Annotated in this window: 11 protein-coding genes; 3 read left to right on the forward strand and 8 right to left on the reverse strand. The window is 57.1% G+C overall.

Annotated elements, in window-relative coordinates; genetic code table 11:
• Window positions 1-37: 37 nt before the first annotated feature.
• Together P3T21_RS00315 and P3T21_RS00320 are read right to left on the reverse strand one after the other, a co-directional pair.
• Window positions 38-823, reverse strand: a complete 786-nt coding sequence (locus tag P3T21_RS00315; protein WP_429253942.1) for a metallophosphoesterase — start codon at window positions 821-823, stop codon at window positions 38-40.
• Window positions 820-1428, reverse strand: coding sequence for a hypothetical protein (locus tag P3T21_RS00320; protein ID WP_429253943.1), 609 nt, complete (start codon window positions 1426-1428; stop codon window positions 820-822). Before P3T21_RS00320 ends, P3T21_RS00315 begins: the two co-directional genes overlap by 4 nt.
• A gap of 221 nt (window positions 1429-1649) precedes the next feature.
• Between P3T21_RS00320 and P3T21_RS00325 the strand changes: the two genes are divergently transcribed.
• Window positions 1650-1886 (forward strand): helix-turn-helix domain-containing protein, encoded by a 237-nt coding sequence (locus P3T21_RS00325; RefSeq protein WP_408409072.1) that lies wholly within the window; start codon window positions 1650-1652, stop codon window positions 1884-1886.
• 576 nt (window positions 1887-2462) lie between these two features.
• Complete coding sequence (locus P3T21_RS00330) at window positions 2463-2981, forward strand: hypothetical protein (RefSeq protein WP_429253944.1); 519 nt, start codon at window positions 2463-2465, stop codon at window positions 2979-2981.
• A gap of 945 nt (window positions 2982-3926) precedes the next feature.
• Here the strand turns inward: P3T21_RS00330 and P3T21_RS00335 are convergent.
• From P3T21_RS00335 to P3T21_RS00345, 3 genes are all read right to left on the reverse strand, one after another.
• Window positions 3927-4151, reverse strand: a complete 225-nt coding sequence (locus P3T21_RS00335; protein WP_429253945.1) for a hypothetical protein — start codon at window positions 4149-4151, stop codon at window positions 3927-3929.
• A 106-nt stretch (window positions 4152-4257) separates the two neighbouring features.
• On the reverse strand, window positions 4258-4524 hold the full coding sequence (locus P3T21_RS00340) for a DUF1488 family protein (RefSeq protein ID WP_429254496.1): 267 nt from the start codon (window positions 4522-4524) through the stop codon (window positions 4258-4260).
• Between the two features lie 222 nt (window positions 4525-4746).
• Window positions 4747-4986 carry a DUF2442 domain-containing protein gene (locus tag P3T21_RS00345; protein WP_429253946.1) on the reverse strand — a complete coding sequence of 80 codons (240 nt, stop codon included), beginning with the start codon at window positions 4984-4986 and terminating at the stop codon, window positions 4747-4749.
• A 386-nt stretch (window positions 4987-5372) separates the two neighbouring features.
• On the opposite strand from P3T21_RS00345, the gene P3T21_RS00350 reads away from it, so the two are divergent.
• The gene (locus P3T21_RS00350) at window positions 5373-7154 is read left to right on the forward strand and encodes a diguanylate cyclase domain-containing protein (RefSeq protein ID WP_429253947.1); all 1782 of its coding nucleotides are present in this window, start codon (window positions 5373-5375) and stop codon (window positions 7152-7154) included.
• 472 nt (window positions 7155-7626) lie between these two features.
• Here the strand turns inward: P3T21_RS00350 and P3T21_RS00355 are convergent, their stop codons facing one another.
• The 3 genes from P3T21_RS00355 to P3T21_RS00365 form a co-directional block, all read right to left on the reverse strand.
• Complete coding sequence (locus P3T21_RS00355; protein WP_429253948.1) at window positions 7627-10740, reverse strand: type I restriction endonuclease subunit R; 3114 nt, start codon at window positions 10738-10740, stop codon at window positions 7627-7629.
• A gap of 100 nt (window positions 10741-10840) precedes the next feature.
• Window positions 10841-12142, reverse strand: coding sequence for a restriction endonuclease subunit S (locus P3T21_RS00360; RefSeq protein WP_429253949.1), 1302 nt, complete (start codon window positions 12140-12142; stop codon window positions 10841-10843).
• A complete protein-coding gene (locus P3T21_RS00365; protein WP_429253950.1) occupies window positions 12139-13977 on the reverse strand; it encodes a type I restriction-modification system subunit M in 1839 nt (612 codons plus the stop codon). The genes P3T21_RS00360 and P3T21_RS00365 overlap by 4 nt, the downstream gene beginning before the upstream one ends.
• Window positions 13978-14211: the final 234 nt, after the last annotated feature.

Consider the following 14211-nt stretch of genomic DNA (forward strand, 5'->3'; position numbering starts at 1 on the left):
GGGACCTGGTGGCGGGGAATGCACAGAGCCGTTCGCTTCAGACATCGATAACCTTCTCCGGGTCGAATCGGGCGTTTTCGTACGGCAGCTCCGGGCGTTGACGGTTGCGACCTGGGTAGCCGCGCGGGTTACAAATGACTCTACAATTCCCGAGCTGGTAGTCGCTGGACGTGTGAATGTGTCCGTGAATCCAGACATCCGCCTCCGAAACAAGAAACTCCAAATTGCTCGCAAACGCCGGAACAAGCGGATTTCTCTGCTCCGTCGGGTGTACGGAACGTGCGCTAGGAGCGTGGTGCGTAACGACAACCGTCTTCCCCGCGAACGGCTTTCGGATTTTTCTCACGAGAAAGCTGAGCGCCTCGCGCTGCTCGGCGACAGCGTCTTCGGGTTCAAACCGACCGTGATTGGGTTTTCGGATTCTGCGATGGTCCAATAGATGCGTCCCCGCAAACTCCATAGACTCGTTCAACGCCAACGGGAATGCGCAATAGTCCGTCCATAGGCAGGTCCCGAGGAATCGAACGTCCTGCAGAACGAATTCGTCTTTCTCAAACAATTGGACGGAGGTCCCCATCGCCCTTCGCCTCATATCCGATAGCAGCGTGGCCATCTCACTGTCATAAAATTCGTGATTGCCGCACACGTAGACGACCGGTACTGGATAGTCGAAGTACAAATCTATCGCGCGTAGCTGGTTATGGATGTCTCCTGCAAGCACCAGCACATCGACGTTACCGTCCGCGAGTGGAACCGGTCGCGACATCGGACAACCTGAGATGGCGAGTTCGTGATGCAAATCTGACGCAATCTGAAGCTTCACCTCATTGCCTCCTCGCTCATGAGAGAGCGGAGCTTGTGCTGGAACGCCACATCCTCCCTTGCACGAATGGGTGATATGTATTTCTGCGCGCGTCGCACGTCTCGCGAAACAACAGTGGCCCGCAGCATGTCATCTTCCGATAGCGGATTCGATGCATACACTCCGAGCGTATCCAGATGTTCGAGAAGACCAGCACGTGCTTCGTCATCGAACCCGTGTTCGAGGTCGACATCGATGCGTCTAGAAGCCGTCAGTTCCGTAAACTCAAAATCCGGTGAAGCGATAACAATGAACGGCTCGGCGCGACCGGACATGAAGTCGAGCACCGCCTGCTCCTTCGAGCCTCCCAGTGTTTTGACGACATTGACGACGCGTCGCCCGAACTCACGGCATTCTCGCCGCAAAAGCCCGATGTCGTAATAGAACGGCCAGTCATTTCCGACCACAACCACCACGCCGGGAAATGCATCGAGCGTCCTCCCGAGCAACGACACATCCGCCTCGAGCGAGCGAGTAGCCTCGGGTGCGTTTTCGCGCGTCGTCAAGGACGCATGCTGGTGCATGGGTCCTAGAACGCCACCAATGCAGAAGAAAACGAAAACCATGCTTGTCTTGTTCCGGTCTCGCGGTTACACACGCCCCGAAAATTGCCGAATGCGTGGCCCCGAGGCTTTTCAATTAAACGCCGAGCAGCGCGGGGATGTTTTCAGACATCGCGAGCGCGTCACTAATGTGGCTCCAATTGTAGATGTTTAAACAGTATATGTAAACACAGTAGATGTTTGAGAGGTAGACGTACGCGCCGTGTTGCGACACTCTGCGGCGCATGGACGAAATTGATAAGAAGGCCGTAGACCCGTGGCTTCGCCGCCGACTGGCGGAACACGTGCGGCAGTTGAGATTAGAAAGAAAGGTGTCGCAGGAACGGCTCAGCGAGGCTTGTGGATTTCATCGCACTTACATAAGCCAAGTCGAGCGTGCAGTGACAAATATCACTCTCGACAATCTCCAGAAAATTGCGGAAGCGCTTGAGGTGGACCCCTCGAAGCTATTGGCAGCTTAAGCACGCAACACAGAACAAGATTGGGCGCTCATCCCTTCAAGCAAGGCGCGGCGATGCTCAACAGTTTGGGCACACCAGCTTCCAGCCCATCAAGGGCTACTCCGTCAGTGTGGCTCTGTGGTCGCTTATGAAACTTAAGCAAGCCCGGTGCGGCTCGCATGTGAAGGACACGAGACACGCAGCCACGTCGAAAAGTTTCAAGCGGTACAAAAGGCAGGATTACGGGTGTCGCGCGCAAAAGAAAAGCCGCCCAGAGGGCGGCTTTGGAGAAACTTGTCGGAACGGCGCCCGCAGTATCCCTTAGAGGACAAGCCCCAGGACCCCCGCGCTTGGCGAAACCAAGCACCCCGTTCAGGTAGGTAATAAAACAGCGTGGCCCTACCCCTGCTGCATCGTGCCTCGCCTTACTTGCCACTACGGCGGGCCAATCGTCGATTTCAGCGACGTTTGAAGTGTAGCACCGCGCTTTTAAATGCGCAATTGGCAAGTTGATTCGCTCGTTTCGCGGCCGACTTCTTCTTTGTTCGGCATTTTGACCCGTAATCACGGATAATCCCAAAGCGATGCGAGGCCAAGATGACCAATAAAAAACCAGAGTTCGAATTTTGGACCGTCAACGGTTCAACCGATTTTGCATTTATGCCCCCGGGCCTTGTATCTATGGCTCCGAGCACAAGCGTCCCTATCCGCCTCCAGCATGGCACGGGCGAGTGGGGCGAAGTACACATCAACAGGAACCACGGGTCTTGGTTGATGCAGCAAGGAACTACGGCTGCCGAAATGGTGCACAAAAAGCTTTCACAGCCGGGAAACATCTATACGACCGAAGAGGAGTCAAAGCTCAAAGTCAATATCACGCTCTCGCCCACAGCTCTATTGGTCTTGCGCTTCATTCCGTGGCAACAGCCTTTCTTCACTGTGGTCACCGTGTACTTCAAAGGTACCGGGCGGCTCGACGGCCAGTACCTGGGAACGTATCCCGGAACTGGCGGTCCTCAAACACCCGGTCAACCTGTCGTATTCACGCCTCCCGCGACGCCGTCTTATCCGCAGGTGACGTACCGGAAGCGGCGCATTCTCGATAAAGCCGCTTAAGTGTCCCATAACGTACGCGAGGTTCCTACGGCCAACGGCATGCTGTACGTTCTACATCTAAAAAGCGCGAAAGCCACCCGGCTCGACGAGGACAGCAGTACTGGTTAAACCGGTGAGGCCTGTAGATGGAGCAAAGAACCAACATGGCTCGAACGATTCAAACCAAATGTCGAAATCCTGGCCTACGGACACTGGAAACAGGCAAAAAATCAAAGACCCGTTCGCGCACCATCGTCACCTGCCAGCTTTCGCGGATACATCAATCGAGAGCTCTCGATGTGGTTGCTGTTCCTTGCGCAGATTGCAAAGCTAAGCGAAGTCGACTAGTGCCGCGTATTGTCGCGCCACGCGAATGCGTGACGCGACAAACAGGACATTAGCCTCCCGAAGCACGGCACAGGAAAAGCCGGCCTAACATGGAACGCCGCGCCCCGAGGCCAAAAGCTTGCAGTCGCACCGTCGAAGAAAGTCAACTGAAACCTTTATTGCGACACTGAAGACTTTTTTGTACCACCACAGAACACTGCCTGCAGGGACACCGCCAAAAGCTGCAACAACCCGCCCTCGCCGCAAATGTGTGAATAGGGTTGCGGGAAACCCTCACAGAAAGCCTTGCAAACCGCCTGTATCTTCCCCACCCTTCATCTGGCACAAATGCGGCGCTTACGAAAATCAATCGCATGCCACGCGACCGTGGTTCACTGACGACCGAGCGCTGTCAGCGTGGCAGCGTTCGACCGCCGGACGCAAAAACCTTCGAGATAGCAAAAATGGCATCCGTCATGCGCCTCATATTCCGACAACGGGCCGACCGGGGGACGACGTGCCCGGCACTCATGCCTCGTAAAGCAATCTGGACACGTGGGCCTCCCCGGTAGCCGGCAGAGACCTGCTCCGCGCGGGCGTACTGCAGACCACCGACCGGCACGACTCAAACGAGACGAATCATTGCTGCCGATTGTTCGAAAGCAGGCGGTCGAATTCCTCACGTGCATCGCGCAGTTCCTGCATGGCGGCGGCAAACCGCGCGAGTTCAAGCGTGGACGGTTGCGCGCCCGCATTGCCATCGAAATGCTTTTCCAGCGCAGTTGACGCTGCCTGCACTTCCCGTGCGGCTCCAGCGATGCGTTCAAGTGCGACGGCCTCTGGCGAGGCCTTGATTTCTGCCATCACGCTTTGGTTGCCCGCGCGGCTAATACCGCAAATTCATCGTTGATTGGACATCACCGTTGCCCGACTTCTTCAAGCTCGGGCACGAGCCCGCTGCCGGGACGCGCTATTTCCTCGGGTCGAAGTCATCCACGGTCAGCACGATACGCTCGCCTGGTCGTGCGCGGGCCTTTCGTTCCGCCAAAGCCACGATGCGCCGGCGGCCTTCGGAGAATGCCTTGAGAACGCGCGCATCAGTTGCGCCAGGTTGCACCCAGAAATGCTGCTCGAGTGTCTCGCGCGTGATGACACACGCGACGTCGCGACCACAGAGTGATAGCGCAAATACGACGCCGTCTGTTGAAACACTGGGTTCAAGGTCAAGGGCTTCCACGATAGGTGCTCGAAAGATTGTTTCCACGTGTCGCCATATAGTACGGGCGAGACAGCAGAAATTTCAACAAGACCTGAACGGCGCCCGTCGCGGTTACCCAATATCAGATGAGATGCAGACAACGCCCTGCCGGAAAACATAAACCGGCAAGTCGAGAACGAAGGAATCGCGCCGGGTGTTTGACGGATGACGTCGAACACCCGGCAGTACCAAGGCGAGCCGCTAGTGTTGCGTGCTGTCTCGCGAGGATTGAAATAAAGCGGTGATACACATCTCTTCGTCCAGTTCCGGCCAGTACAACTGCTGGCGGTCCAAAGAGATTGCAAAATGCCCGCGCTCCGCTGTTGTAGCTGCCCGCAGGACAGGGAACCGGTCCAGTGGAAACTGGACAGCCCGACCGTCAGCCAGGTCGACAAACAAGTGCCTGCTGTCGAAATGCACACTTACCACCCCGCAATCCATGGTCGTCTCCTGGCTGGAAGGAGCTTAAAAGATAGGTCGCCGCAGGGTGCCATACAAGTAAGATTGCTGGAAAGCAGGACTGGGGCAGGGTCGGGACTGAAGTGTTTGAAATCGTTCTCACATCCCGGCGACCGGAAAGGCGGGCGGGCTGTAACTTATATTCACTATCTTCAGCCTAAACATACTGAAGCAGGCGCCGTATACACCTATACGGAATCTGGAACAACGGCACGCCATCTGTGCGGAAAATCAAACCTCTACGCCACCTCAGGAGAATTGTGGAACCGTCGAGCGATTCCCCGAGCGGGCAACAGCCCGCGAGCTTCACCGACTCACCCGACGCGACCCGCACGTCAATCCCCCGTCAGGATGGGCCACTGTCCTCGATGGTTCTCGCGGCCAGTCTGGCATGTCTCCTTTGCCTTGGAAGCGCGACCCTGAAGGCGATGTCGGGTGAAATCGTACCGATATGGATGGCCAATGGCGCACTCCTCGCGCAGACTCTGGCGGCAAAGCGCCCACGTCGATACTTCGTTTTGCTGGGCGGTACGTTGGGATTTCTCGGCGCGAATCTGTGGCAAGGCGAAAGCCTGTATGTCACGTGCTCGTTTACAGGCGTAGACATGCTGGAAATCGGCGTCGCACTGCTATTCGCCCCGCGAGTCAGCACGGCTTCTGAGCTGATTCAACCGGGACCGTGCGTAAGGTTCGTCGCCGCTGCCGTACTGCTTGCGCCAACTCTGTCCGGAGTTGTTGCCATGTGCCTGCTGGAAGGGTGGTTCAGCACGCATTCCTTCTCCTCGCTCAGAGATTGGGCCATTTCCGACGGTCTGGGCATGGCAATATTCACTCCCGCCGCACTGGTCTTCTTCTCGGGTGAGCTTCGTCAGCTATGGCAGTCCAACCGGCGTAACAGGACATTTGCGCTGCTTGCGCTCGTGGGTCTGGTCACCGCGCTCGTCTTCAGTCAGGTGCTCTACCGCTCGATGTACTGGATTCTTCCGCCCATCGCTTTGCTTGCACTAGAGGCCGACCTCGCGGGTGTGTTCATCGGGGTTCTGCTGTGTATCGCCATCGCATTGGCGCTGACGATGCACGGAACCGGCCCACTGTGGATGCCTCCGTACAGGACCAGCCACGAGCGGATACTTTCCCTGCAACTATTTGTGCTCGCCGCACTTGGCATCGCATTTCCCATCCATGCGTTGCAGGCGCAACGCCAGCGGCTGCTCGATTTGCTGCGCGATAGCGAGCGACGCTATCGAACGTTGGCAGAGAACTCCGACGACGTCGTGATGCAGCTCTCACTAAACGGGACCATAAAGTACGTCTCACCGCGCGCAAAGCTGAAACTTGGTTACATGCCTCATGAGCTGATTGGGACTGGCGTTGTTGACCTCGTCCATCCGGGGGACCGCAGCGCGGTCGAAAGAGCCATCGACACGGTGCAGCAGGAAAAAAGCGAGGCCGCGATACGCTATCGCACCCGTCGAAGCGATGGAACGTATATCTGGGTTCAAAGCTTCCTGTCCGCCGTCCTCGAAATCCCCGAACATGCATTTGACGCCCTCGCATTTACGATACGCGACATCAACGCGAAAATGCTCGAGGACCAGCGACGAGATGCGATGCACCTCGAACTGGAACGCCTTGCCTATGTGGACGGACTCTCCGGGCTATACAACCGTCGGCATTTTGATATCGAACTTGAACGCTGCCTATCGTCACACAGTCCGTCTTCACAGTCGGCAACAGTCGTCCTTCTGCTGGTGGATATCGACAACTTCAAGACCTACAACGACTGCCACGGTCACCAGGCCGGTGATGACTGTCTGCGAAGGGTAGCGAGCGCCATCGCGTTGTCCGTGCCGAGCACCGGAGTGACAGCACGATACGGTGGAGAGGAGTTTGGCATCATCCTCGCCGCCAGCGGCCAATCCGAAGCTCAGGTCATCGCCGAGCGCGTTCGCACTTCAGTCGAAGCATTGGCCATTCCGCATGCCACGAGCAGCGGCGGAATAGTGACCGTTAGCGTGGGGCTGGCCGCTGCGGCGAGCGGCACGGGCGTGAGCGTCCGAAAACTGGTGGCCGAGGCGGACTCCGCGCTGTATCAGGCAAAGCGGCTCGGACGAAATCAGACTGCAAGCCATGGACAGACTGCCCATTGACGTCCTGCGCACCATGTGCGCATGGTCGGCAATTTCCACGTGGGTAGCTTCCGCTTCAAGCGGGTCTGCGGGCAATGCAGCAGATGCGCGCCCCGCGAAACACTCGACAAACGCCTCGTTTTCCAGCGCGGGCGAAATCTTGACCGTTCCGTTCCCAACGGCCGATACTGGATTGTCGTCCCACAGGCGCCGAAAAAAGGACTTGTCGCTCAGCTTTGAACTTTCTGCTTCCTGCACCTCAGACAAAAAAGCTTCTAGGTCGGCATACCAGTTTGTCGCGGACTTGGCAGGACAAGCATGTACTGCTTCTAGGCTGGCACGCAGTGCGCCAGCATCCTTGAGTTGATTCGACATGTAGTCCCCGTATTCGTGTTATCGAGCATACTGGGACGTCATTACAGGACGTCCACATTTGCCAGAATGTAGCATCGCGCCTGATACCACCAAGCTATAGCGTTGACCAGCTCTCGGGTCAAGGCGCAACCGGCGGCGCCCCGTCGTGACGCGCTCGCAACGCTTCATACAACTGCGCTGGTCCCAGCAAAATGTCCTTAAGCCCTTCGCGCACTCGCTCAGAGCCAAGGGCTTGAGTGCTCATCGCACTGTGCGCTTCGAACGCATCCATGATGGCGTGAAGCAGCGCATTTTTCAGGTCTGGCGAGCTGGCGAACTGCTCCTTGCTGTTGCTCATCGCCTGTTGCACCAAGGTAGCGTTCTCGAGCAGCTTGCCCTTGATGACACCGTTGACGTACACGAGCTGGTCATCGTCCGTGAGCTCGCCTTCGAACAGTCCATTGACCTTCTCGATGATTTCATCGAGAAACGCCTGCTGTTTATCCTGAACGGAGCCGCTTCCGACTGCATCCATCGGCGGGAGCTTTGGTGATTCACCGTGCCCGAGATTCAACGGCTGTCTCCCGGTGTTTCGCAAGTTATGGTGAGTCAGCACCACTTTGGAGAGGTCGACCGCATCGCGTTCACGACCAAACTCCAGCAGCGGTATCAGTCGCTTAAAGAACAAGAAGCGTTTTTCAATGTCGGTATTGCCGTAATCGAAAATCTGCGACAGGAACGCGTACAGGCGGATGAATGCGCCCATGTCATTTTTGAAGAGCACAAGCGCATCGAGCGCATCTTTCGCGGCCTGAACGACCTTGTCGTCGTGCTGCTCCTCGGCATGGGTTCGCTCCTGCACCAAGGACTTGTAGCGTTTTAGCAAACGGTCCGCGACGGGAGCGACTGCCGCGTCCAATTGCGCCTGAGTTCCTTTCGGGTCAAGGTCAACCTTTGCTACCCGCTCGACCTCGAAGTCATCATAGTTGCCGCTCGCATCAAGCTTGGCACGCAGGTCGTAGACCTTGTGGGGGTCCGTCGTCGCTTCAAGTTCTGCGGTCTCATAGTAGGTTTTGAACGCCTTCAGAATTTCACCGGCGTCATTGACGAAGTCGAGAATGTAGGTGGTGTCCTTCCCCGGATGCGCGCGGTTCAGGCGCGAGAGCGTTTGTACCGCCTGGATACCGCCCAGCATCTTGTCGACGTACATGCCGCACAGCAGCGGCTGGTCGAAGCCGGTCTGGAACTTGTTGGCCACGAGCAGCAGGTGGTAGTTGGGTTCGCCAAACGCGTCCCGGATGTCGCGCCCCTTGAGCCCGGGATTTAGTTCCTTGCTGGTCTCGGACACGGGCATTGGAAAGGTCTCGGGGTCGTCGATTTCGCCGGAGAATGCAACGAGCACGCCAAGCGGATAATTTTGTTTTTCGATATAGGCGCGAATCGCCTTCTGCCAGCGCACCGCTTCCTTGCGGCTGGCCACAACTACCATCGCCTTCGCGCGGCCGTCGAGCAGTGGCTGCACATTCTCGCGGTAGTGCTCGACAACGACCTGAACCTTCTGCGATATGTTGTATGGGTGCAGCCGGACCCACTGCATGATGCCTTTCATCGCCATGCTACGCTCGACCTGTTTCTCGTCGAGCTCGTGACCGTCGTGGGCGAGTTTGAAAGCGAGCTTATAGCTGGTGTAGTTCTTAAGCACATCGAGGATGAAGCCTTCCTCAATTGCCTGGCGCATCGAATACACGTGGAAGGGCTGCGGCAGGCCGTCCGGGCCGGGACGACCGAAGAGTTCGAGGGTCTTTTGTTTCGGCGTCGCAGTGAACGCTACGTACGTCAAGCCCTTTGCGCCGGTGCGCGCTTCCATCTGCGCAGCGAGCAGCGCTTCAGTATCGATTTCACCTCCGTCCTGCAGTGCAGTCCACTCCTCGGCAGATAGCAGTTGCTTGAGCTTGGACGCCGCTTCGCCCGTCTGGGAGCTGTGCGCCTCGTCGGCGATGACGGCAAAGCGTTTGCCTTCGGTGGCAGCCAGTTCCTGCACTGCCTGAAGCGCGAACGGGAAGGTCTGAATGGTGCAGACAATGATTTTCTTACCGTCCTTCAGCGCCTGGCTGAGCTGGGCGCTCTTGCTGCCGTGCTCGTTCGTGATGGTAGCGACCACGCCGGTGGTACGCTCAAAGTCGAAGATGGCTTCTTGCAGTTGCGCATCGAGCACCGTACGGTCCGACACGACCAGCACACTGTCGAACAACTTGTTGTTCTCAGCATCATGCAGGTCAGCAAGGAAGTGCGCCGTCCACGCAATCGAGTTGGTCTTGCCAGACCCGGCGGAATGCTGAATGAGGTAGCGCTCGCCCGCGCCGTTGGTGAGCACATCGGCAACAAGTTTGCGGGTCGCATCCAGCTGGTGATATCTGGGGAAGATGATGCTCTTAAGCTGCTTTTTGTCGTCCCGCTTGCCTATCAGGTAGCGTCCGAGAATTTCCAGCCAGCTCTCGCGAGCCCAGACGTCTTCCCAAAGGTAGGCCGTGGCAAAGCCGTTCGAGTTCGGGGCGTTGCCGGCCGCACCGTCGTTACCCCGGTTGAAGGGCAGAAAGACCGATGACGGGCCCGATAGTCGCGTGCACATCATGACTTCGCTCTGGCTCACGGCAAAATGCACCAGCGCCCCGCCGGGGAAACTAAGCAGTGGCTCGGCCACGCCGCCCTTCGGTTGCGGATGCCGGTCGAAGCGGTACTGGTCCACTGCATCCTGCACGCTTTGGGTAAAGTTCGACTTCAGTTCGACCGTGGCAACGGGAATGCCGTTGACGAACAGCACGACGTCCAGTTCTTCGAGCGGATTATTCGGCGAATGCCGCACCTGCCGCACCACGCGCAGGCGGTTTCCGGCATAACGCTGCAGAATGGCCGGGTTGATGGCGAGCGCCGGTTTGAACTGCACCAGTGACAGTGGCTCCTTCAGACCCAGCATCTCCACGCCGCGCCGCAGGACGTCGAGAGTGCCGCGCTCATTCAGGCTCTTGCGCACGCGTTCTGCCAGTCGCTCGGTCATCGCTGGACCATGGGTCTTGGTCAGGCGTTGCCAGGTATCGGGCTGGCTCTCCTCAATCCAGGCCAGCAAGTCCGGAAGAAAGAGAGCGTTCGCGCGGTCATAGCGGGCCGCGTCGCCCTCGGCATACAGCCATCCGTTGGCGCCCAGGTGCTGGCAAATTTCCGCTTCGAAGTGGTGTTCTTGGTGCAGATTGCTCATGCGTTCCCCGGGACGGTCTATTGTTCTTTCGGTGCGAGTTGGCCCGGCTCGCGAGTCAGCGGCGCGTCGGTCGCCGGCACGCGAAACGAGCTGTCGCGGTTCATGCTGCCGCTTCCAGAGCAGACTGCTGCTCGCGCACGTCGATTTTGCCAGTGACGGCAGCAGATATCAGCGCGCTGCGACGTTCTTTTAACAATTCCATAGCGTGCTCAGCCCCCGCTTTAAGCCTGTCTAGTTTTGATGTCTCGGCGTCGAGGAATGCGACGATGTCGAATTGCTCCTCGAGGGGAGGCAAACAAATCGTAAGCGGGTGGATATCGTTCCTGTCGACGCCCGGAACGGCTGATTTCATCGAGTTGAGAACGAATATTTCCTTTAGCGATTGGAGCATATACCAAAGGTATTCGGGAGAATTATTGAACATCTGGACAGCGTAGAGAGCCGTATTAAGTGGCCAACAATTAGCCTTTACTAAAGTGAACTCCCCGATTGTTCCATATCGACCAGTAACTATGGTCGGTCCTGTCGTGATTGCAACATTGTGACGCCCAGAGACGCCACCCGATGAGACGACAGGAATGTCTCCCTCAATTCTCTCCTCAGCTGGTAGGTCGTGCCCACGTTGAAGCACCACTGCCCGCTTGAGAGCCTTTAGCTCCCAATGTGCCGGTACCTCGCCGAGCCACGCCACACCCGAACCCTTCATCGGCACGTCAGGATTGAGGCCACGGGTCACCGCGTGCGAGATGGTTGCCTGGCGCTTTTTTGCCAGCAGGGCAAGGAGCTTTTCTTGCTCTGCAATCAGAGTATCAATCTTGCTGGTTTCGCGGTCGAGGAAGGCGGCGATGGCCAATTGCTCTTTTAAAGGTGGCAGAGGTACGGGTAGCTCGAGAATTACGGATTGTCCGATATTGAGCATCGAGCTGCTTGCCCCAGTAGCCGCCAATTCAATTTGACCTCTGACTTCCTCGATGCTGAGATAGCAGGACAAGAAATGCGGCGTGCATTGCTCGCTTTGCAAACGAAGTCGATACAGCTTGTCACATAGCAAAAGATTTCTGTAGTCCTTCGTGGCCACGGCCGCGCTACCAACCAGCTCCCGCGTGTTAGCGCGAGAAATTAGCAAATCCCCTTGCGCAATACCGAGTTCGGGGATTGCCCTTAGCTCGGAAGGTAGTTTCTTGTTCTCAAGTGGGTTGAACACTCCACCGTTCACGCAGCCGACTTTAAGAACGCCCCACTCATCTTCGCCATCAACCGCGAAATTCTCACACTGTGGACTCCAGCCCTGTTCGATTGAGCTGACTAGCCTCTTAACACGCTTCACGTTCCAATGCTGCGGTACCTCTGCGAGCCACTCCTGGCCGCTGTCCTTGTATTCCCGATAGCGTGACAAGCTCATTCCGCCAGTTCCTCAAGCATCTTCATGATATTGGCCGACACCGTCTTCAGTTCTTCATCAATCGTGTGCAGGTCGCGCGGTGGCTCGAACACATAGAAATGCCGGTTGAAAGGAATCTCGTAGCCTATCTTGCTCTTTTCGTCATCAATCCACGCGTCGAGCGCATGAGGCAGGACTTCCCGTTTGAAGTAGGCGGCAATGTCTTCGGAAAGCGGTACATTCTCGGCGTCGCGCAACGCACTATCCGGTTGTGGCTGGCCTTTCTGTTTTCCCTTCAGGCCGAGCACGACCTTACCATTCCCGTCGCGTATCGGGCGCTCAACAGTAATCGTGGTGAAGCCAAAGTCTTCGTTCCTGAATACTCGCGAAATTGGTATCGACTTCAACTTGCCGCCAGCAGGCACTCCCGGCGCACGCCCGCCAGCAGGTACGACCCAGCGGGAAAGCTCTTTGCCTTCGGCATCCAGTACCGTTGCGAGTTCAGCTTCGACGAAATCCCCAAAAAGCCGGGTGACAGTCTCGATTTGCTCGTCCGACATTTCTCTACGCTTGCTGCCCAAGCTCTTGCGCATCTTCTGCCAAAAACTAGACGCGTCGATAAGCTGCACGTAGCCCTTGCGGTGATGCGGCTTTTTGTTTGACAGAATCCACACGTATGTCGAGATGCCGGTGTTGTAAAACATGTCGGTCGGCAGGCCGATGATGGCCTCCACCAGGTCGTTCTCCAAAACGTACCGGCGGACTTCGGATTCGCCCGAACCAGCACCGCCAGTAAAGAGCGGCGAACCGTTAAGCACAATGCCAAAGCGGCTGCCACCTTCGTTCGCCGAACGCATCTTTGAAAGCAGATGCATAAGGAACAACATCGAGCCGTCAGACACACGCGGCAGGCCCGGGCCGAAGCGGCCATCAAAGCCCTTCTCTTCATGCTCCTTGCGCACCGCCTTTTCGACCTTTTTCCACTCCACACCGAACGGCGGATTGGAGAGCATGTAGTCGAACTTGCGTCCGCTGTGACCGTCGTCCGACAGGGTGTTGCCGACAATGATGTTGGCGACGTCCTGTCCCTTAATGAGCATATCGGCCTTGCAGATGGCATACGACTCGTCGTTAAGCTCCTGCCCGAACATGGTCAACCGTGCCTCAGGGTTGTGTTCGAGCAGATATTCACCCGCAATCGAGAGCATGCCGCCTGTCCCTGCGGTCGGGTCGTAAATCGTGCGTACCACCGCGTTGCCGGGCGTGAGCACGTCGTCGTCCTCAATGAACAGCAGGTTCACCATGAGCCTGATGACCTCGCGAGGCGTGAAGTGCTCCCCAGCAGTTTCATTCGAGATTTCCGCGAACTTGCGGATGAGCTCTTCGAACACGAGGCCCATCTGGTTGTTGTCGACCTTCTCGGGATGCAGGTCGATATTCGCGAACTTCTCGGTGACCAGGTACAGCAGGTTTGCTTTTGCAAGCCTCTCCACCTGGGTATAGAAGTCAAAGCGTTCGAAAATGTCGCGTGCAGCGGGCGAGAACGCCTGAACGTAGGTGTACAGGTTCTGCCGGATGTTGTCCTGGTCGCCCAGCAGTTTGACGAGGTCGAGCGGTGAGGTGTTGTAGAACGACTGTCCCGCCTTGCGGGTGACGAACGGGTCCGGATTCAGCCCCGCCTTGGTCTTGGCTTCAAATTCAGCAAGCACGGCCGCCTTGGTCGGCTCTAGTACGCAATCGAGACGTCGCAGTACGGTGAACGGCAGGATGACGCGTCCGTACTCCGACTGCTTGTAATCGCCGCGCAGAAGGTCGGCTACGGACCAGATGAAAGAAGACAAGGCCTGATGGTTCATTTTTTCGATACCTATCCCGCTACTGCTTGTTGGCTTGTCGACCGCCCGAGTCGGACGGTGATTTGGCGTTGCCGTAATTAACGGCAGGAAATGCCAGAGATTTTACATCCCGACCTGGAAATTGAAGCTGGATATCGCTTTGGCCGTTGCGAGGGCGGTCTATTCGGTCGCCGCGATTCCGGAGCGCGGCGCACTCGATGGCGCAAACAGCCAGTCTACGGGGGCTCTGGCAGC

The sequence above is a fragment of the Paraburkholderia sp. GAS334 genome (assembly GCF_050436625.1).
Classification (GTDB): Bacteria; Pseudomonadota; Gammaproteobacteria; order Burkholderiales; family Burkholderiaceae; genus Paraburkholderia.

Excerpts from the sequence above, each read along its gene's own strand:
- P3T21_RS00320 (WP_429253943.1), bottom strand. The coding sequence starts at position 1,428 with ATGGTTTTCGTTTTCTTCTGCATTGGTGGCGTTCTAGGACCCATGCAC.
- P3T21_RS00325 (WP_408409072.1), top strand. The coding sequence starts at position 1,650 with ATGGACGAAATTGATAAGAAGGCCGTAGACCCGTGGCTTCGCCGCCGA.
- P3T21_RS00330 (WP_429253944.1), top strand. The coding sequence starts at position 2,463 with ATGACCAATAAAAAACCAGAGTTCGAATTTTGGACCGTCAACGGTTCA.
- P3T21_RS00335 (WP_429253945.1), bottom strand. The coding sequence starts at position 4,151 with ATGGCAGAAATCAAGGCCTCGCCAGAGGCCGTCGCACTTGAACGCATC.
- P3T21_RS00345 (WP_429253946.1), bottom strand. The coding sequence starts at position 4,986 with ATGGATTGCGGGGTGGTAAGTGTGCATTTCGACAGCAGGCACTTGTTT.
- P3T21_RS00350 (WP_429253947.1), top strand. The coding sequence starts at position 5,373 with ATGGTTCTCGCGGCCAGTCTGGCATGTCTCCTTTGCCTTGGAAGCGCG.
- P3T21_RS00355 (WP_429253948.1), bottom strand. The coding sequence starts at position 10,740 with ATGAGCAATCTGCACCAAGAACACCACTTCGAAGCGGAAATTTGCCAG.
- P3T21_RS00360 (WP_429253949.1), bottom strand. The coding sequence starts at position 12,142 with ATGAGCTTGTCACGCTATCGGGAATACAAGGACAGCGGCCAGGAGTGG.
- P3T21_RS00365 (WP_429253950.1), bottom strand. The coding sequence starts at position 13,977 with ATGAACCATCAGGCCTTGTCTTCTTTCATCTGGTCCGTAGCCGACCTT.